Below are 21,968 nucleotides of genomic sequence, written 5' to 3'. Positions count from 1 at the left end.
TTTAACATTTTCATATCTGAAATATCAGGTACTTCCTATCATTAGGGCAACCCCAGGAAAATTGTTATGAACACAAGATTGATTCCGAGTCGTGATTTTCCGGTGAATCTGGTAACACACCTGCAAGAATTGGCTTTGACAAGGCCCGATGATACAGCACTGATAACCGTATCCGAAGTGAATGGCGGCTGGCAGGAGAAGCGCTTCGATTACCGGCAGCTTGATCAGCGTGCAAAGGCTTTCGCAGCAGAATTGCAGAGCCATGTGATGCCAGGTGGGCGAGTGCTGTTGCTGATGGAAAACGATGAGCACTACGTGATCGGTTTCCTTGCATGTCTCTACGCCGGAGCAATCGCAGTGCCGGTATTTCCACCGGAAACGATAAAAGAGCAGCATATGGCAAGATTGCTGGCAATCGCTGCGGATGCCCGGGCACAATGCATCGTGACCATCCGTGACGGCGTACCTTTGCTGAATGATGCCGGCACGATGCAGTTAGGCGGTATTCCGGTGTTGACCGTTGATACCGTCGATGATAACCGTTCGCTGGATTGGCGAGTACTTGAACCGCAAGTTGAGGATATCGCTTTTTTACAGTATACCTCGGGCTCAACGGCCGTTCCGAAAGGAGTCATGGTCAGTCATCATAACCTGATGACAAATGCACGGGCATTTGAAGAGGGCATGTCGATCGTTGCCGACGATATTTTTGTCAGTTGGCTGCCGCTGTATCACGATATGGGATTGATCGGCGGGTTGTTGCAGCCGCTTCACCGCGGGGTGCCGGTAATCCTGATGACCCCCAAGTTTTTTATCGAGCGCCCGGTACGTTGGCTGGAAGTCATTTCACGCTATCGTGCCACGGTCAGTGGTGCACCGAATTTCGCCTTTCAGCTGTGCGCCGATCGAATCAGAGATTCGCAATTGCAGGCATTGGATTTGTCCTGCTGGCGGGTTGCCTTCTGCGGTGCCGAACCGGTACGGCGAGACACCATGCGTGCCTTTGTCGAGCGTTTCGAACCGGCTGGCTTTCCTGCGGGAACCCTATATCCTTGCTACGGCTTGGCGGAAGCCACACTGTTCGTGACCGGCGGGGTGCGCGGTGAAGGCATGAAAGCGCAGCAGTTCTCACCTGAATTACTGGCGCAAGGCAGAGCGGAGCGATCCGAGCAAGGGATTCCGGTCGTTGCCTGTGGTTTCCCGGCATCCGGCCATGCCGTCAGAATCGTCGATCCGGAGACACATATTGCATTGTCGGACGATCAGGTTGGCGAGATCTGGACCAGCGGTGACAGTCTGGCGCAGGGTTACTGGCAGCGCCCGCAAGAAACCGCGGTAGCATTTGTGCAGCATGACGGGTCGCGCTGGTTGCGTACCGGCGATCTGGGTTTCGTGCATGCACGGCAGCTTTACCTCATGGGAAGACTCAAGGATCTGATCATCATGCGCGGACAAAACATTTATCCGCAGGATATAGAACTGATCATCGAGGATGAAGTCGATGCAGTGCGCAAAGGCCGGGTCGCAGTATTTTCCGTGGAGAGCGAAGAAGGCGAAGGCATCGGTGTCGCCGCCGAAATATCGCGCAATATGCAAAAACTGGTCAGCGCGGAAACTTTGGTACAAGTACTCGCAGAAGCTGTCAGTGCCAGTTGTCATGAATCTCTGTCGGTCGCCGTATTGTTGAATCCCGGCGCATTGCCTAAAACTTCGAGTGGAAAGTTGCAACGTGCCGCGTGCCGACAAGGCTGGATCGATCATACGCTGGATGCTTATGCAATCTATGAATACGGTCGTTTCGCGCTCGGCGGTGGCAATCGAATGGATCAAGCGTTCCAGGATGATACCGAGCGTGAGGTCGCCGTCATTTGGGAAGCGATACTGGGGAGCACCGGACCGAGCCGCGACGATCATTTCTTTGCAGTCGGCGGCAATTCACTCAAAGCGATTCAAGCAGTTGCCCGGATTTGTGATCATTGGCAAATTTCTTTTACTGCGCGTCATTTGTTTCAAAACCCGCGACTGCATGAATGCGCGGCGATCATCCGCCAACTGATCGCGAATCGGGGAGTGCAAGGCGGGAGGATCAACGATGAGCACAGAATCACCCAATGCGAACGCACCGCTACGTTACCCTTGTCGTACGGTCAGCAGCGGTTATGGTTTTTGTGGCAACTCGACCCGGGTAGTACCGCTTTTCATGTTCAGCATGCGGTCCGCCTGACGGGCGAACTGAATCTGCATGCGCTGCGCGTCAGTTTGGATGATTTGATCGAACGCCATGAAACGCTGCGCACGAATTACGGCATTAGTGGCACCGGTATCGTGGGACAGGTGATTTTGCCGTCGCTGCACCTGCCAATACCGGAGATTGATCTGACAGCGATATCGCAATCGGAGCTCGACCGGCGTATTCAAATGGAAGTCACGCGCTTGCTGTCGCAGCCATTCGACTTGACCCGTGACCCCTTGTTGCGAGTTGCGGTGATCCGGTTAACCAGTCACGAACAGATTCTGGTACTTGTGATGCACCACATCATTTCCGACGCTGCTTCGCTGCAAATATTGCTGAATGAACTGGCAGCCGGTTATCAGGCGCACGTGCAACAACGGACGGTCAGTCTGCCGGCGTTACCGGTGCAATATGCGGACTACGCGCAATGGCAGATGCGCTGGTTGGATGCAGGTGAAAAAGACCGGCAACTGGCTTACTGGAAGAATTACCTGGGCTCGGAACACGACGTGCTGCGCCTACCGGTCGATCATGTTAGAAAACCGGTGACGCATTATCGCGCTGCACGCTACCGCTTCGATTTTCCGGATGATGCCGTGCAATCGTTACGGCAGTTGTCGGCAGCCAGGGAGATCACCTTATTCATGGCTCTGCTCGTCGCTTTGCAGGTGCTGCTGTACCGTCACACGGGGCAGCCGGATATCCGGATTGGTGTACCGGTTGCCAATCGTAACCGGATCGAGACGGCATCGCTGATCGGATTTTTCGTCAATACCCAGGTCATGCGCGGGCGCTTGCACGGGCGCATGACGCTCGATGAATTGCTGCTGCAGGTGCGGGAGGATGCGATCAACGCTCAGGACTATCAGGATTTGCCATTCGAGCAATTGGTGGAAGCGCTCCAACCGCAACGGGATTTGCGGCACAGCCCTCTGTTTCAAGTCACGTTGAATCATGTGCAACTGGATTACCGGCTGTTGCAGCAGTACACGGGATTGCAGGCCAGCGGGTATGCCTTGCCGGAGTCCGACGGTCAGCTGGAGTTCCGCCTGGAGACGGTCGAATCGCCCGATGGACAGCTCAGCGGTCACTTCATTTATGCGGCCGATTTGTTCGATCGGGCGACGGTGGAGCGGATGGCAAGCCAGTATCTGCGCATTGTGCAGGCGCTCGCTACGCACCCCGGAACAGCCATCGGCGAAATCGCATTGCTGGATGAAGCCGAAATTCGGTTGCTGCATACCCGGGGAAAACCGAATGCGAATTTCACGCATGGTTCACCGGTACAGCAGCGTTTCGAAATGCAAGCCGAAAAGCATCCCGATGCGGTTGCAATCGTTACCCGGTCGTTACAACTCAGTTATGCCGAATTGAATAACTGCGCCAACCAGTTGGCTCACCGCTTGATCAATCTAGGTGTGCGACCGGAAGTGCGTGTGGGTATTGCCGTGGCGCGTGATTCAGCCGTTTTGCCGGTCGGGTTGTTGGCCATACTGAAGGCTGGCGGCTGCTATGTGCCGCTCGATCCCGAATATCCGCAAGAACGGCTGGATTACATGATCAAGGACAGCGGCATTCGCTTGCTGCTGACTCAATCGCAATTTCTCGAAAAACTGCCGACAGGGGATGATCTGACCGTGGTCGAGCTCGATCATGCAATCACCGCAGCAGGCGATACAAACAATCCGATGGTTGTACTGCATCTGGACAATCTGGCGTATGTCATTTATACCTCGGGATCGACCGGACGGCCGAAGGGGGTGTCAGTGGCGCATGGCGCATTGGCGATGCATTTGGCTGCAATCGAGCCGGTTTATGATGTGCGCGCCGGTGACCGGGAATTGATGTTTTTTTCCATCAACTTCGATGCGGCTGCGGAACAATGGATGACACCGTTGATGGCGGGCGCTGCTCTGGTATTGTCTTCTCCGGAACAACTGGCAGGCGAGGGATTTGCCGAGCTCATCGCGACGCAGCACATCAATCGTTTGCATCTGCCACCGGCCTATTTGCGCATGCTTCTGCCATTGCTGGAGGGGATCGATCATTCGGTCCGGGTCTGTATTGTCGGTGGCGAAGCCTGGCATACCGCCGACGTTGCCGCAGCGCGTGCGCGATTCCGGCAAGCGCGGCTGGTAAATGCCTACGGTCCGACCGAAACAATCATCACTCCGACCGCCTGGGTCGGTGATTCTGGGCAGGATTTGTTAGAACAACTGGATGGCGAATTCATGCCGATCGGCCAGCCGGTGGGCAAGCGCTGTGCTTACGTGCTGGATGCGGAATTGAATCTCGCGCCCTCTGGTGCCATCGGGGAGCTCTATATCGGCGGCACAGGTTTGGCGCGCGGCTATCTCGACCGGCCGGGTCTGACCGCCGAGCGTTTCGTCGCCGATCCATTCGATCCGCAGGGAGGACGCTTGTACCGCACCGGCGATCTGGTGCGCTGGCGTAGCGACGCTCAACTGGAATACTGGGGGCGTGCCGATCAGCAAATCAAGTTGCGTGGTTTTCGCGTCGAACTGGGTGAAATCGAAGCGCAATTGCTGGCGCTGGATCATGTGCGTGAGGCTGCCGTGATTGCGCAGAACGGTCCGCACGGTTTGCGGCTGATCGCCTATGTCGGTATGCCGGATGCCGGACACAGGAATGCGCCGACGTTGAAAACGGTATTGTCGGCGGTACTGCCGGACTATATGGTGCCGGGGGTGATCGTTTTCCTCGATACGCTGCCGCTCACGCCAAACGGTAAGATCGACCGGCAGGCGCTGCCCGTACCGGATCATTCGGATGCGTCCGATTACGATCCGCCGGTTAACGATCTGGAAGCGAAGATTGCCGGAATCTGGGCGGCGGTGCTGCACATTCCGCAAGTGGGGCTGCACCATAATTTTTTTGATTTGGGTGGCCATTCGCTGTTATTGATCAAGGTCAAGCAAAACCTGGAGGCCGAATTGGACATATCGGTGGCCATTGTCGACTTGTTCAAATACACCACAGTAGCCAGCTTGGCCAGATTTCTTGGGCAAAGTGAAATGCATACAGTTTCATCCTTGCCTCGCCATTTACAACGAGCACAGCGGCAACGCAGTGCTTTCCTGTCAAGAAAACAGAAATTGGAGAAAATAAATTAATGGATAACTCCGAACAATTAGCCGATGCTGCATCCATCGATATTGCAGTGATCGGTATGGCGTGCCGGTTTCCTGGGGCGAACGATACCGAATCGTTCTGGCAAAATTTGAGGGATGGCGTTGAGTCGATTCGGTTTTTTACTGACCAGGAATTGCTTGAACGGGGTGTGTCTGCGGAAGCACTGGCCGATCCGCATTACATCAAAGCCAGTGCGGAGATAACCGGGGTCGACGGCTTCGATGCCGCTTTTTTCGGCTATACCCCGCGCGAGGCGGCGGAGACCGATCCGCAGCACCGGCTTTTTCTAGAGGTGGCTTGGCAAGCGCTGGAAAGCGCAGGTTACGATGCTAGCCGCTATGCTCAGCAGATTGGTGTATATGCTGGATGCGGCGTCAATACCTATTTGATGCTCAATCTGCTGGCCAGCGATCGCATGGCGAACAAACAGGATATTTCTGCATTGCAGGGCCTGATGAATGGTAACAACAAGGATTCTATGACTACCACGGTTGCCTACAAGCTGAATTTACGTGGACCTGGAATTACAGTACAGACGGCCTGTTCGACCTCATTGGCTGCGGTGCATGTGGCATGCCGCGGTCTGCTGAATTACGAAACGGATATGGCCCTCGCCGGCGGTTCCTGGGTTAATTTGTTGCATGACAAAGGGTATTACTATCAACCCGGTGCGATTTTGTCACCGGACGGGCATTGCCGGGCATTCGACGCCAAGGCGGCCGGTACCGTGATCGGCAGCGGTGCCGGTATCGTAGTGTTGAAACGGCTGGCCGATGCATTGGCGGATGGCGATACCATCCATGCCGTGATCAAAGGCTCGGCCGTCAATAACGACGGATCTGCTAAGGCTGGTTATACCGCACCCAGCGTCGAAGGACAGGCGGAAGTGATTCTAGCTGCGCAGGCAATCGCAGGTATTTCTGCGGATACCATCAGTTATGTCGAGACACATGGTACTGGTACAACAATTGGTGACCCGATAGAAATCGCCGCATTGACGGAGGCTTTCCGGGAAACCACTGAGCAGCGCGGTTTTTGCGCTATCGGGTCGGTCAAAACCAATGTCGGACATCTGGATGCCGCAGCCGGTGTGGCGGGTCTGATCAAAACCGTGTTGTCGCTGAAAAATGAAATGCTGCCGCCCAGTTTGCACTTTGAACAACCCAATCCGCAGATCGATTTCAACAGCAGTCCGTTTTACGTCAACACGCGCTGCAAAGCCTGGCCGGTCGGCGCGCTGCCGCGCCGTGCGGGAGTCAGTTCGTTCGGCATCGGCGGTACCAATGTGCACGTGATCGTGGAGCAGGCGCCAACGCAAGAACCATCCACTTCATCGCGTGATTGGCAATTGCTGACCATTTCGGCTCGCAGTTCCGCTGCACTGGAACAAGCCGTGGCGAATCTGCGGCAGCATTTGGCCGCACACCCGCAACTGGCGCTGGCAGATGTCGCTTACACCTTGCAGCTCGGCAGGAAACATTTCGCCCATCGCGCCGTTGCACTGTGCTGGGATCATGATGATGCCGTGTCGCTGCTGCACAGCCGGAATAGTGCGAGTTTTCTTTCGCAAGGATCGGTTGACGGACATCATCCGGTCACTTTTATGTTTCCCGGTCAAGGGGCGCAGCATGTCGGAATGGCGCAAGATTTGTATCAGCGCGAACTGGTTTTCAAAGTCGAGCTGGATCGTTGTTTGCGCTTATTGCAACCGTATCTGGATTACGATTTGCACGCGTTGCTGTTGCCGCAAAACGACGAGGAACGGTCGATCGCTGCCGCGCGGCTTGAACAGACCGAAGTGACGCAACCGGCGCTGTTCGTGATCGAGTATGCACTGGCACGGCTATGGATGACATGGGGTATTCAACCGGCAGCGATGATCGGTCATAGCATCGGCGAATATGTGGCTGCTTGTCTGGCGGGAGTGTTCACGCTGGAGGATGCATTGAGGCTGGTGGCGATGCGCGGTTCTCTGTTACAACAAATGGAGTCCGGCGCCATGCTGGCGGTTTCGCTGCCCGAACCCGAACTCGCGCCTTATCTGATCGAAGGTTGCAATTTGGCGGCAGTCAATGGGCCGGAATTGTGTGTGTTGTCCGGAACTGTTGCGGCAATCGATACTATCGAACAGAACCTAAGCGAGCGGGGTGTATTTTGCCGGCGATTGCATGTTTCGCATGCTTTTCATTCCGTCATGACGGATGCGTTGTTACCGGTATTTGTTGAGCGTGTCGCCAAACTCAAGTTGAATCCGCCTGCCATCCGTTTCTTTTCCAATGTCAGCGGTGACTGGATTACACCGCAACAAGCCACCGATGCGCAGTACTGGGGACAGCATTTGCGCGCTACGGTACGTTTCAACGATAGCTTGCAGCAATTGTTGAACCAACCCGACATGATATTGCTGGAAGTAGGCCCTGGGGAAACATTGACCAAGCTGGCGCAGCGTCATCCATCGGCGCAACCACAACAATTGATCGTGTCATCGTTGCCGCACTCGAGCCAAGTTCAATCTATACAACAGCATCTTTATCGAACATTAGGGAAACTCTGGCTGCATGGTGTCGATATCGATTGGATCGGTTTTTATGCGCAGGAACGCCGCCGCCGTGTTTCCTTGCCGACGTATCCGTTCGAACGGAAATCGTATTGGATCGAAGCGGATCAACAACAGATCTCGCAGCCGGTTGCGGCAAACCGACCCCAATCAAGGACGAAACATATAAACTCGATTCAGGATTGGTTGTACGTTCCGTCATGGCAACGCACGGCTGTCGATGTGGAAAAAACACGGATGCTAAAACAAGATGATCGCTATTTAATTTTCAGTAATGAAGATGCCATTTCGGTTGCACTTGTGACTGCTCTGATTGATCAAGGCGCACATCCGGTCGTGGTTACCGCAGGCGAATCGTTCCGGCAAGCTAACGATACCGAATATACGATCAATCCGGACAGACCGGATGACTTCGTGCAATTGCTGGGTAGGTTCGATGATGCAAATATCCGAGGTTGGCAAATTTTTCATTTGTGGAGCGTGAGCGGTGACAAAGGCGTTCAATCTCTGAAAGAAGGCATTAGCAGAAATTTCTATAGCGTATTGAATCTGGCCAAAGCACTGGAAGTCACGCAAAGCGCTACATCGTCAGGCACAAAAATCACTATCAATCTGATTACCAACGGAATGGCGGATGTGACTGGCAGCGAGACACTGCATCCCTTGAAATCACTGCTGATTGGTCCTTGTAAAGTGATGCCACAGGAATATGCCAATCTTAGTTGTCGGATTATCGATATCGAGTCGCAGCATGCGGTGGGTGATATACCGTTACGACTGATCCGGCAGTTGATTGCCGAGTCGCAAATGGATAGCGATGACACCTTGGTGGGATATCGTGGCCCGCATCGCTGGATTCAAAACTATCTGCCAGTCGATAAGTTGGCAACGATGAAACAACGCTTTAAGCAAGAAGGTGTGTATTTCATTACCGGAGGTCTGGGAGGAATCGGGCTGACACTGGCGCGCTATTTGGCGCAAAACTACCGCGCGAAGCTAGTTCTGTTGGGGCGTACCGATCTACCCGAAAGAGCAGTTTGGCAGGATGGTTTGACGGATGAAATGAATCCGTCGTTACGGCTAAAGATTACGGCAATTCAGCAATTGGAGGCAATTGGCGCCAAGGTTCTGCCGCTCCAGGCGGATGTCGCCGATACCCGGCAGTTACAGGCAGCGGCGGTAACCGCACGCGCCTATTTCGGCAGGATCGATGGCGTTATCCATGCCGCCGGGGAAGTCAGTTCCGGTTTGATGACGACTAAAACTGATGAAACCATCGCGCGTGTTTTAGCACCAAAAGTGCAAGGCATGCAAGCGTTACAGGCGGCTTTTTGTGATGAAGCGCTGGATTTTATGGTGTTGTGTTCATCCTTGGCAACGATTGCCGGAGGGTTGAGCAAGATCGATTACTGCGCAGCCAATGCCTACCTGGATGCGAGTGCGCAAGTTGCTTACCGGGAAGGCCGCTATCCGGTTATTTCCATCAACTGGGACAGCTGGCGCGAAGTCGGCATGGCCGCCGATATGGACATGCCGGAAGGCATCGGGATTGCACCCGGGGAAGGCGCGGAATTGTTCGAGCTGATCGTGAATGGCCCAGACATTCCGCAGATCATCGTATCCACCAGCGATTTGTCCGAACGGCTGCGTCAATCGCCGCACGATCTACTGACGCAACCGCTGGCTCTGATACCCTCCGAGAAAACGAAAAGCAACCGGTTTCCCAGACCGGCGTTGCAAACCCCTTTCAATCCACCGGCCAATGATCTGGAAAGCAAAATCGCGGAAATCTGGCAGAGCTTGCTCGGTATCGATACCGTGGGTATCGATGACAATTTGTTCGAACTGGGCGGCGATTCGTTGCTCGGTGTACAACTGTTAGCGAGGGTGCGAACCGGTTTTGCCATTGATTTGCATCCCGCCGATTTTTTCAGATCGCCCACTATCGCTAGTTTGGCCGCGTTGGTGGAAACCAGATTACTCGATGAGATTGAGTGTTCCTGATGATAAATAAGCAGCATGAATTGGAGCAACGGCGTGCGCGCCTGATGCCCGAGCAACGCCAACGATTGGCGTTAAGAATTCAAACCGGCAATCAAACGGCACCACAACAAGCGCAAATTGTGCGTCGTGCGAACATGGACCCGGTTCCATTATCCTATGCGCAGCAACGGCACTGGTTTTTATGGCAACTGGACCCACAGAGTACGGCATATCATTTGAGCGCAGCGTTGCGCATGATCGGTGAGCTGGACGTTGCGGCGTTGCAGGCGAGTTTCCGCATACTGGTGCAGCGGCACGAATCGCTGCGCACGGTGTGCCGTGCCAATGCGCATGGACAAGCGGAGCAGGTGATCGAAGCGATTGACGATTTTTCGTTGCAAACAATCGATCTGAGCACATTGCCGTCGGATTTGCGGCAGCAACGCGCGGCGCAGGAAGCGAAGCAGATCGTCACGACGCCGTTCGATCTGACGCAAGGACCGCTGCTGCGTGTGGCGGTGATCCGCATTGATGGGCACGAACACCATCTGATCGTGGCGATGCATCACATCATTTCCGATGCCTGGTCCAACCGCATCATCATCGATGAACTGGCGGTATGCTACCGGGCTTGCCTGGCAGGGCAATCGCCGCAGTTGCCGGAATTGCCGGTGCAGTATGCCGATTATGCGATCTGGCAGCGTAACTGGCTCGAAGCCGGAGAAAAAGAGCGCCAATTGGCTTATTGGCGCGCGCAACTGGGCGATACGCACAAGATCTTGCAATTGCCGGTGGATCATGCGCGATTGCCGGTTAACAGTTATTGTGCTGCACACACGAGCTTTCAATTTCCGGCGCCATTGGCGTCCGGGTTGCGGCGCCTGGCGCAGGAACGCGGCGTCACGCTGTTCATGGTGCTGCTGTGCGGTTTTCAGATGTTGTTATACCGCTACAGCGGACAAAACGATATCCGCGTCGGCGTGCCGGTCGCCAACCGGCACCGCACGGAAGCCGAACGCATCGTCGGTTTGTTCGTCAACACACAAGTACTGTGCAACCGTATCGATAGCCACATGACGCTTGCGGCGATACTCGGCCAAGTCCGTGATGCTGCACTCGGTGCACAGGCGCATCAGGACTTGCCGTTCGAACAACTGGTCGAGGCGCTGCAACCGGAACGCAGCTTGCACCAGAATCCGCTGTTTCAGGTGATGTTCAACCACCTGCGCGAGGATTACCGCGCGCTGTATCAATTACCCGGGCTGACGGTGAGCGAATTCGAACCGGGTGAACGCAGTGCGCAATTCGAACTGGTGCTGGATACGGTGGAGACTCCGGACGGACAGATCGCAGCACGTTTCACTTATGCCGCGGAATTGTTCGAAGCGGACACGATACAACGTCTGAGCGAACATTATCTGTGTCTGTTGCAGCATCTGTCAGACGATGCGCAGCAATGCCTGGGTGATGTGAATCTATTGAGTACGGCGGAATGGGATCAACTGCTGAAGTGGGGGGTCAACGAACAGCGTTATGCTGGTACTGCACCCGTGCACCACTTGATCGAACGCCGTGTTGAGGAACAGCTGAATGCGATTGCATTGATCTTCCAAGATAAAGAGCTGAGTTATGCGCACCTGAATCGGTGCGCCAATCGACTTGCGCACCGCCTGATCGCTTTGGGTGTTAAACCGGAGAGCCGGGTAGGCATTGCATTAGAGCGTTCGATCGAGATGGTGGTGTCGCTGCTGGCGGTATTAAAGGCAGGCGGTACCTATGTACCGTTGGATCCGGATTATCCGTCGGAGCGGTTACAACACATGATTACCGATAGCGACATCGGATTGCTGCTGACACAAAGTCACGTCAGGGCAAAGATACCCTGCGCGCAACATTGCCCGGTGCTGGAACTGGATACCGAAACCTTTGCGGATTATCCGGAAGACAATCCGAGCGTGGCGCTACATCCTGAACACCTGGCTTATATCATCTATACCTCCGGCTCCACCGGTAAACCAAAGGGAGTGGCGGTCGCGCACGGACCGTTGGCGATGCATGTGCAATCGATCGGTGAGTTGTACGGTATGACATCGGCAGACCGTGAGCTCCAGTTTGCTTCGATCAATTTTGATGGTGCACACGAACGCTGGCTGGTGCCGCTGGCTTTTGGCGCGACACTGATGCCGCGAGATTATGAATTGTGGGCCGCCGAACGGACTGCTAGTGAGATCGCCAAACATCGTATTACCATTGCTTGTTTTACTCCAAGCTATTTGCAGCAGCTGGCTGAATTTGCCGGCAATGGTGGGCGCAACCTACCGATTCGATCATATACGGCAGGAGGGGAAGCGATGAGTCGCAGCGCTTTCGAATTTGTGCAGCAAACCCTGCAACCGCCGCGTATTATCAACGGCTACGGCCCTACGGAAACAGTCATCACGCCGCTTATTTTTAAAGCCTATTCGGATACCCGGTTCGATTCAAGTTATTTGCCGATTGGTTCACCGGTGGGGGATCGTACCGCTTATATCGTCGATACCGATATGAACCCGGTACCAGTTGGTGTGCCAGGAGAATTGTATCTGGGTGGAGTCGGATTGGCACGCGGCTACCTGAATCGTCCCGGTTTGACTGCCGAGCGTTTTGTCGCTGACCCGTTCAGTCAGACGGGCGATCGATTATATCGCACCGGCGACTTAGCACGTTGGCGGCGCGACGGTCAAGTCGAATATCTTGGACGCTTGGATCATCAGGTCAAAATTCGTGGTTTCCGTATCGAACTCGGTGAAATCGAAGCGCAATTGTTACGACAGCCGGCAGTACGGGAGGCTGTTGCGGCAATCAAAGAAGGTCCGCATGGAGCTAGGCTGATCGCTTATGCCGTGCTGCATGAAGATCGGGTGGAAGACGGTGGGGTTTTGCGCGAATCATTGGCACACGTATTACCGGATTATATGCTGCCATCCACGATCATGATTCTGGATCATTTGCCACTGAATGCCAGTGGCAAGGTTGATCGTGATCGTCTGCCGCAACCAGAATTTACGCATGACAAAGAATACGAGGTGCCGCAGACCGAGGTGGAGAATATCTTGGCCGATATTTGGGCACAAGTACTAGATCTTTCCCGTGTCGGTCGTCATGATAATTTTTTTGAGATAGGCGGAGACTCGATTCTGAGTTTGCAGATAGTCACAAAAACTCGCCGTGCCGGATGGAAAATCACACCACGGCAACTGTTCGAATGCCAAACCATTTCTGCTTTAGCGCAGAAAGCAACGCCTGTTGAAACAAGTGATCAGGCTGCTTTACAATTCGGCCGAATTGATGATTTGACGCAGATTCCACTACTGCCGGTGCAACGGGATTTTTTTGCGCAATTGATACCGGTTCGATCTCATTGGAATCAAGCTGTGTTGCTGAAATGCCGGGAAAAATTACAAGCCGATTGGCTACGACAAGCGATCACTACCTTGGTGCAACGCCATCGCGCGCTGTGCTTTCGTTTTGATGAGGATGCCCATGGTTTTTGGCAGCAAACAGCCAGCACTGCATCGCAACATGATTACTTGTGGGTCAGACAAGCAGAAGATGAAGCACAGTTTCTGGCCATTTGTAACGCTGCCCAGCGTAATCTGAACTTACAGCAAGGATTGCTGTTGCATACGGTGCTGATCGATTGGATCGATAATACTCAGCGTTTGCTGCTGGTGATTCATCACACCGTGATCGATGGTGTATCCTGGCGCATCGTAGTGGAAGATCTCGAGATGGCGTACCGTCAGGCAGCACGACAAAATGATATCGATTTGCCCGGAGCGACTACCGATTATGCTGTGTGGTCGCGGCGCTTGATGCAATATCCATTGCAACATGAAAGCGAATTTGACTATTGGCAAAACTTGAAAGGTATACCGGTCACACTACCGTGTGATTTTCCGCAGGGTGCCAACGATGCCGTGAATCGCACCAAAATTACGGTAATGCTGGATCAACAGCAAACTCGTGCATTGCTCAAGGATGCGCCGTCCGCTTATCGCACTCAAGTGAACGACTTGCTATTAACCGCATTGGCTGGTGCGTTGCGAGATGAATGTGAGCAACAGAATATCATCGTTGATCTTGAGGGCCACGGACGCGAGGATCTTTTTCGGGATATCGATTTGTCGCGTTCGGTTGGTTGGTATACGACCGTATTTCCGGTAATGCTCGATGCTGATGGTAATTTGCCGCAGCGCATCATGAAAATCAAAGAACAACTAAGGGAAATACCGAACAAAGGAATAGGATACGGGCTGTTCAAATATCACGGTTCAGCGCAGCAACGGCAGATCATCGCTGCATTACCGCAAGCTCGAGTGGTATTCAATTATCTTGGACAATTGGATGCCAGTTTCACGACAGATTCTCTGTGGCAACTCGCTGATGAACCGGTTGGCGATCTGATTGATCCAGGTATGCCGCAAACTCATGATCTGGCTATCAATTGTTATGTTACCCGTGGCGAGTTGTGTATCGATATCAATTTCAGTTCGGCGCGTCATGTACAGACTGCGATAACAGCATTGGGGCATCGCCTGTTGCAGGAACTCGGTGCAATCATCGCGCATTGTACCAGCGGAGTCAGTGTTGCTACACCTTCAGATTTTTCGTTGGTGCGTGTTTCTCAGAGCGAGCTGAATGATTTGCCTGTTGCAATCGAACGGATTGAGGATTTGTATCCGCTTTCGCCGCTGCAAACAGGTATTTTATTTCATAGCGTTTTTGAAACCGATAGCCGAGCTTATGTGAATCAATTACGTGCGAATATCATGAAGCTTTCGGTTGCGCGATTCAGGGAGGCTTGGCAAACGGTGGTGAACCGGCATTCGATTTTGCGCACCGGGTTTTTGACGGAAGGGCAAGTGCCGCTACAATGGGTAGCAAAGACCGCAATTTTACCGTTCACCGAGTACGATTGGCGCCACAGGGCTTTTGTCTCACAGCATGACGTGGAAGTAGCACTAGATGCGCTGGCACAATCGGAGTTATTAACCGGATTCCGCTTGGATCAACCACCGCTGATTAAAATTGTTCTCGTGCATTGCTGCGGACAACAGTCACACATGATTCTGACACTTCATCATCTTTTGCTAGATGGCTGGAGCACTTCGCAACTGCTGGGCGAAGTGTTGCGGATTTATAGCGGAGAGAAACCTCCATTAGCGGCTAGCCGCTACCGCGATTTCATTGAATGGCTTTCCGGTCGTGATACGGATGCGGCGGAACACTATTGGAAGAAGTTGCTGCACACGATTACTGAACCTACACGGCTAGTTTCGTCCAGTGGTAAGTTGCAGGCTGACTCCGGTTTTGCAGAATATACCCATGTGCTTGAATCCGAATTGATATCGGCTGTATCGCGGTTTGCGGTACAGCAACGCATTACTCTGAATACACTCATACAGGCTGCCTGGGCCCTGGTTTTGAAGCAGCGTACCGGGCAATCACAGATAACCTTCGGTATTACGGTAGCCGGAAGGCCGGCTGAGCTACCTGATGCCGACCATATTCTTGGTTTATTTATCAATACATTACCAGTCGTAATTACTTTCAAACCAGAATGGACTGTTGGGCAGTGGTTGCACGATTTGCAATTGCAAAACCTGACTTCACGTGAGCATGAACAGGCGGCATTGTACGAGATTCAGCGCTGGTCTGGTTATCAACGCACAGGGCTGTTCGATAGTATCGTGGTTTTCGAAGATTATCCAGTCGACGCAACTCTACAACAGCACACACCAGGGGGACTGACTTTTTCCGGCGTCAAGGTTCATGAAACAACCCATTATCCGATGACAGTGTCGGTGATAGAAAACGATGGATTGATTTTGCATTTCGGCTATGCATGCGCAGAATTCGAGCCTCAGACTATAGCCAGCTTTGCTGAAAAGGTTGAACAGCTACTGCGCGAGATGATCATAGATGCAAATCGACGCTTAAGTGAATTGACGCTGTTGAGTGATGCAGAATGGCAGCAATTGCAGAACTGGGGGATTAATACGCGAGATCATGATGCGGTGCAACCGGTGCATCGGCTGATTGAACATCAGGCTGCACTGCATCCGGATGCGGCGGCACTGATTCTAGGGGATCGGGAACTGAGTTACAAGGAATTGAACATACAGGCAAATCGCTTGGCGCATCATCTGATTGCGTTTGGAATCAGACCTGAACAGCGGATCGGTATCGCATTGGATCGATCATTTGAAATGATTATCGCCTTGCTAGCCACATTGAAAGCTGGCGCGGCTTATGTGCCATTGGATCCGGATTATCCGCGCGAACGCCTGGCACATATTGCCCAAGATAGCGGTATTGCTCTGCTATTGACGCACGGTCGTGTTCGCACAAAAATCGAACAAGCGGTGACTTGTCCGATTGTGGAGCTGGATGCATCGGGTTTCAGCGGTTTTCCGGCACACGATCCGAATGTGGTATTACACATGGAGCATTTGGCATATGTCATCTATACATCTGGCTCGACCGGAAAGCCGAAAGGTGTCGGTGTGGCCCATCATGCTCTGGCTGAACATGCTCAAGCGGCAGCATTCAGTTATGGTTTGCGGTGTGACGATCGCATATTGCAGTTTTCCACCATTAATTTTGATGCTTTTATCGATCAACTCTTTCCCGCATTATGCAATGGGGCAGCAGTTGTGTTGCGTGATTCGCAATTATGGGATGTTGCAACTTTCTATCGTGAATTGCACGACAAACGTATCACCATTGCTGATCTGACCACAGCTTACTGGTCCGTTCTACTCAGTCAATGTGACCAGCTCCAGCACGAACGCTATTCTGCGCTGCGGCATATCAACGTCGGTGGTGAAAGCATGCTTCCGGAATCGTTACAAAAATGGCATGCCGTCGGTTTGGATCACATTAGGTTATTCAATGTGTACGGGCCTACCGAAGCAGTGGTCACCGCGACTGCGTTTGATTGTCGCGACTATCGACATGACGAGCGACAGCAATGGCAGCCTGTCGCCATTGGAAAGCCGTTGCCATCGCGCCGGATTTATATACTGGATGATAATCTGCTTCCGGTTGCTTGTGGCCAAACCGGAGAATTGTGTATCGGTGGGGAATTGCTGGCGCGGGGTTATCTGGAACAGCCGGGTTTAACCGCAACGCGCTTTATTGCCGACCCATTCGATGGAAAGGGCGGTAGGTTGTATCGTACCGGAGATCTGGCGCGCTGGCATGAGGATGGACAGATCGAATACCTGGGACGGTGGGATCATCAAGTCAAAATCCGTGGCTATAGAGTTGAATTGGGTGAGATAGAAACGCACTTGCTATCGCTTCCACAAGTTCGTCAAGCAGTTGTATTGGCACAAGCTGCGGCCAGCGGTACGCGATTGGTAGCATATCTGACGCTATTTCCGGATGAATCGCTCACCGTTGCAGAAATTCGTGCGGCACTGTCATCTGTTTTGCCCGACTATATGTTACCGGCAGCATTTGTCATACTGGATCAACTGCCTCTCGATGCCAATGGCAAGATTGACCGTAAACGGTTGCCACAGGCGGAATTTTCCGGCGTATCTGGTTATGAGTTGGCACAGGGGGAAGTTGAGGTCATATTGGCCGGAATCTGGCAGGAAGTGCTGGGCGTTAAAATCTTAGGTCGGTATGATAATTTCTTCGAATTGGGAGGAGATTCGATTCTGAGCTTGCAGATCGTCTCGAAAGCACATCAGGCCGGTTGGAAAATTACACCGCGGCAGTTGTTCGAGAAGCAGACTGTGGCGGCGCTGGCGTTGGTGGCGGAGAATATCGGATCAACCACAATAATCGAGGCGGAAGTGGAACGCGCCGGACTGGATGATTATCTCGATGCTGAAATGATTGCTTCACTGGGAATTAGGAAGGATCGAGTTGATGATGTGTATCCATTGTCGCCCACTCAGGAAGGTATGTTGTTTCATACGCTGGAAACGCCGGGTACGGGGTTGTATGTTAACCAGATCAGCGTGACGGTAGACGGACTCGATACCGACCGTATGGAGCAAGCTTGGCAGCATATGATAGACCGGCACGCAGTGTTGCGTACCGGTCTTTTATGGCGCTCTGGGCTTTCAAGGCCATTGCAGATGGTATTTAGAAGTGCTGTTGCCGAGGTTGTACAATTAGATTGGCAGGATAAAGGCAATCTTCAGCAATTGATCGCAGCATACGCCGAAACGGAATTAAAACGGGAGCTCGATTTCCTCCATCCACCGTTGGCGCGATTGTGCTTGATTCGAATCGGGGAAAACCGCCACCAGTTAATTTGGACACATCATCATATTCTATTTGATGGTTGGAGCCATACCTTGCTGATTCGTGATTGGCTGGATGAATATTATGGCAAACCGTTACGTCAAGCTGGTCCGGATTATGGGCTTTACATACGCTGGCTTGAAAAACAGCCTAACCAGGCGGCGCAGCAATTCTGGAAAAGCGAGCTGGCTCAGTTGGAAGGGCCGACGTTGCTGGCACAAGCCGTTAGGCAGGTTGCACCTCGAAATAGATCGACGGATTTTGCGTTGCTTTATACTCGGTGGGACGTGGATGAAACTGATCGTTTGAAGGACTTTGTGCAACGCCATCGCATCACGTTAAATACCTTTGTTCAGGCCGCCTGGGCATTGCTGTTGCAGCGCTATTGCAACAAAGAAACCGTCGTATTCGGTGCCACGGTGGCGGGGCGTCCATTGAGTCTCGCGCATTCGGATGAGATGATTGGCTTGTTCATCAATACCATTCCAGTGCCGGTGCCACGCCGCAATCACCAAACTGTCGCAAAATATCTGCGAGCGCTGCAGGAGACAAATGTGCGTTTGCGAGACTTCGAGCACACCGCACTGGCGAATATTCAGCGCTGGGCAGGTTATTCCGGCCAGCCTCTATTCGATAGTATTGTCGTTTTTGAGAACTATCCGATTGACGCCACATTGCGCAATTCGGAAAGCGATGATCTGCGGTTCGGCGTCATGCAAAGCAACGGAATGACGGGTTATGCAATGGATTTGCAAGTCGTTATCGGAACCACGTTGGAAATTGAGTATGCTTATAGCTGTAATGATTTCACCGAAAGTTTTGTGCAAAACTTGCGTTCGCACATGGAATCATTGATGCGTGAAATGATGATTGATGCGCTTCGTCCCGTCGGTGAATTGTCGTGGGTCGATCAACGAGAGCGTGTCAGATTACTATCACTACGTAGTACTGCCGATTTTTCACTCGTAACAAAAGATTACCATCCGGTACACCGGCTGATCGAGCGTAATGCGGCAGTACAACCCGATGCGATTGCTTTGTTATTGGGTGAGCAGGAGATGTCGTATGCTGAACTGAATTTGCGAGCCAATGGCTTGGCGCATGAACTGATGCAGCTAGGTGCGGTGCCTGAAACCTGTATCGGCGTGGCTATGGAACGGTCGCTCGATGTCATCGTGGTATTCCTGGCTATTTTAAAAACAGGCGCTGCTTATGTACCGCTGGATATAGATTATCCAACCGAGCGGTTGCAGTTCATGATCAAAGACAGCAGATTATCGTTATTGATCACGCAGCGTGCGATACTTACCCGGCATGTTTTTGACAGCGATGTGCCACAGCTTGTGCTGGAAGACATTGATCGAAATTTCGAACACACAGAAAATCCGGTAATTGCGGTGCATCAACAGCAATTGGCGTATGTTATCTACACTTCTGGATCAACCGGCCTACCCAAAGGCGTCGGTGTTACACATGGTCCGTTGTCGATGCACTGTCAGGCAACCGCAAAGATATACGAGATGCATCCTGGTTCTTGCGAGCTGTTGTTCATGTCGTTTTCCTTCGACGGCGCACATGAGCGCTGGTTGACTGCATTGACGGTTGGCGCTGGATTGGCGGTACGCGATCAGGAATTATGGACGGTCGAGCAAACCTATGATGCCTTGCATCATTATGGAATTACCAATGCTGCCTTTCCGCCTGCGTACTTGAGTCAGATTGCCGAATGGGCGTCATCCAGAACCGATCCACCTCCGGTTGAGCTATATGTTTTCGGTGGCGAAGCGATGCCAAAAGCCTCTTATGACCTGATCCGCCAGGCTTTGCGATCGGATAGATTGATCAATGGTTATGGGCCGACCGAGACCGTGGTGACGCCGTTGATCTGGAAAACTGATACCGCAAGTAGTTTTGATTGCGCTTATGCGCCGATTGGCCGTCCGGTTGGGGATCGCACGGTCTACGTTTTGGATACCAGTATGCAGTTGGTGCCAGATGGTGTTGTGGGTGAACTGTATATTGGCGGGTATGGCTTGGCCAGAGGTTATCTGGGGCGAGCGGGATTGACCGCGGAACGGTTTGTCGCCGACCCATTCAATTCTGCAGGTGGACGTTTATACCGTACTGGCGATCTGGTGCGCTGGCTGAATGACGGTAATATTGAGTACGTTGGGCGTGCCGACGATCAAGTGAAAATACGCGGATTCCGGATCGAGTTGGGTGAGATCGAGGCGCGTATCCGTGTGGAGAGTGGCGTGACCGATGTGGCAATAGTTGTGCACACAGGCAACAACGGGTCGCAACTGGTGGCTTACATCTTGCCAGTAAACCGAACCATGAAGCAATCGTTACTAACCCGGTTGAAAGAATCATTAACGCAACAGCTACCGGAATACATGGTGCCGTCATATTGGATTGCCGTGGATGAATTGCCTCGATTACTGAGTGGTAAGTTGGATCGTAAACGATTGCCTGAGCCAGAAGCGATTGGTAATAATTTTCGTGTGCCATCCACGCCGCAAGCACGGGCATTGGCTGAAATTTGGCAGGAAGTACTAGGTGTGGAACAAGTCGGTGAAACGGATAATTTCTTCACCTTGGGAGGTGATTCACTATCCAGCCTCAAAGTTATTGCTCGTATCCGGAATCTGAAACATCTGAATCTCAATATTAAGTTACGCGATCTGATGCAGAAACCGACTATTGCAAGCTTGCTAGGATTGACTGATCAGCAGGCTACGACTGGTTTGCTGATATTGAATCAGCCGGTTGTTGATAGCGACCGGCACCCCTTGTTCTGTATTCATGCGGGATTGGGGACGGTCTTCGATTATCAACCGCTTGCACGGTATTTGCAGGAAGCACGCACAGTGTATGGTTTGCCTTGCCGCATGCTTGCCGATCCAGCGCATCAGGATGTTTCGTTGCATCAGATGGCGCAAGATTATTGTGCCTTGATTCGCACTGTTCAGCCGGAAGGTCCAGTGCATCTTGCCGGCTGGTCTTTGGGAGGAACGCTGGCGATATTGATGTCGGAAATATTTGAAGCTAAGCGCCAGCCTGTGGCTTTTTTGGGATTGATAGATCCGTACATTCCGGGTGTGGAACTATCACAATCGGATAGCTGGCAGCAAGATCTGGCCGATTTTGTGACCATTGTTGCTCCTGGTGTGGCGCCTGATAGTGTATTGTCGAGTGCATTTGCTTATTCACCGGAAACGGATGCAACCAAGCAAGTGGTGACAGATATACTCGACGCTGCTTTCACGAGCCAATCAGGCACTTGTAAAACCACTGGCTATGTCGCCATGGGAACAGATGAACTGGCGTCTGTTTTTTTAGTAGCACGACGTTTGAAAATGTTGTCGTTGCAAATAGAAAGATTAGAAGTGCTTAATACAAATCCTGTGTGCTGGTGGGCATCGGACCGTGAACAGAGCCATCGTGCCGCACTTGCACAACAGATTACCCCCGCCAAGATTCATTCGTTCGAAATTGAAGCCGGTCATTTCGAGATCATTCGTGCTGATTTATTATTGCAAGGTATTGGTGATGTTTTGATGCAAGCCAGGTGCGATTCGATTGAATCCGGAGCCATTTCTGTTGCGCCCGTTGTTTGAATCCAATCGATGCTCAGTGATGACTCTTGAATGAGGAATTAGCTGGAACTCGATATACAACACGTTGGGAAGGCAAATTCCGGATTTGTGGTGTTTGCAAAGTATAACGGTAGTT

At 52.5% G+C, this 21,968-nt stretch carries 3 protein-coding genes; all 3 read left to right on the top strand.

Translation table 11 applies throughout. From position 1 onward, the window contains the following. The first annotated feature begins 66 nt into the window (after nucleotides 1–66). The 3 genes from W03_RS08550 to W03_RS08540 are packed head-to-tail and all read left to right on the top strand — an operon-like array spanning nucleotide 67 to nucleotide 21,853. Complete coding sequence (locus W03_RS08550) at nucleotides 67–5,367, top strand: non-ribosomal peptide synthetase (protein ID WP_244072563.1); 5,301 nt, start codon at nucleotides 67–69, stop codon at nucleotides 5,365–5,367. Beyond that, on the top strand, nucleotides 5,367–9,947 hold the full coding sequence (locus tag W03_RS08545) for a type I polyketide synthase (protein ID WP_244072562.1): 4,581 nt from the start codon (nucleotides 5,367–5,369) through the stop codon (nucleotides 9,945–9,947). The genes W03_RS08550 and W03_RS08545 overlap by 1 nt, the downstream gene beginning before the upstream one ends. Then, a complete protein-coding gene (locus W03_RS08540) occupies nucleotides 9,947–21,853 on the top strand; it encodes a non-ribosomal peptide synthetase (RefSeq protein WP_244072561.1) in 11,907 nt (3,968 codons plus the stop codon). Before W03_RS08545 ends, W03_RS08540 begins: the two co-directional genes overlap by 1 nt. Nucleotides 21,854–21,968: the final 115 nt, after the last annotated feature.

This window comes from Nitrosomonas sp. PY1, from assembly GCF_022836435.1.
Taxonomy (GTDB): domain Bacteria; phylum Pseudomonadota; class Gammaproteobacteria; order Burkholderiales; family Nitrosomonadaceae; genus Nitrosomonas.
This window is presented reverse-complemented; position numbering and strand designations above follow the sequence as displayed.

Bases quoted from the DNA above. Each gene is read 5' to 3' on its own strand.
- W03_RS08550 (WP_244072563.1), top strand. From the start codon at position 67: ATGAACACAAGATTGATTCCGAGTCGTGATTTTCCGGTGAATCTGGTA.
- W03_RS08545 (WP_244072562.1), top strand. From the start codon at position 5,367: ATGGATAACTCCGAACAATTAGCCGATGCTGCATCCATCGATATTGCA.
- W03_RS08540 (WP_244072561.1), top strand. From the start codon at position 9,947: ATGATAAATAAGCAGCATGAATTGGAGCAACGGCGTGCGCGCCTGATG.